The following is a 540-nucleotide window of genomic DNA, read 5'->3' as shown; positions in this document are numbered from 1 at the left end:
GCTTCAGATACAGAAGCCAGGCACGACTACGCCTGTTGATATGGGGCAGCAGACTTTTGACGGTCTGGATCGGCTCAAAACTGTTACAAATGGTGGTCGGCAGTGGAGATACGTATATAGCGGCGCGTCACCGAAGCCGGCAACAACCTATCTGCCAGATGGCACTACATATTCGAACACATATAACTTACCGCTCGGAAATGTGCTGCTCACGCGGTCATCGATGATGAACAAACAGACGTATCGCTATCATAATAAACTTGGTCGCTTACTTCAGGCGGAAGATTTAACAACGGGCATGATTATCTATGATTATGATAGTCTGGGACGTGTCAATCGCACCACTTATCAAAATGGAATGAGGAAGACGACAGCCGGTGAACTTACGAAATGGTCTGTTCTTGGTAGAAGACTGAGCCAAACAGATGCGGATGGTACAGTCACAAAGTTCACTTATAATAAGAACGATGGCAGCCTGAATTCGGTGAGCGGGACGGACGTTCAGGCAGATTTTAGCTACAATAATGGACACATATCTGG

At 46.9% G+C, this 540-nt stretch carries 1 protein-coding gene; it reads left to right on the top strand.

The genetic code is table 11. The features are described from left to right. The coding region (locus ABE527_RS21640) for a hypothetical protein (RefSeq protein ID WP_499698262.1) at positions 1-540 on the top strand (540 nt) is incomplete at both ends.

The organism is Brucella sp. TWI432, assembly GCF_039674445.1.
Classification (GTDB): Bacteria; Pseudomonadota; Alphaproteobacteria; order Rhizobiales; family Rhizobiaceae; genus Brucella; species Brucella chromiisoli.
Note: the sequence above shows the minus strand (reverse complement) of the source record. Positions and strands in the feature narration are given on the sequence as shown.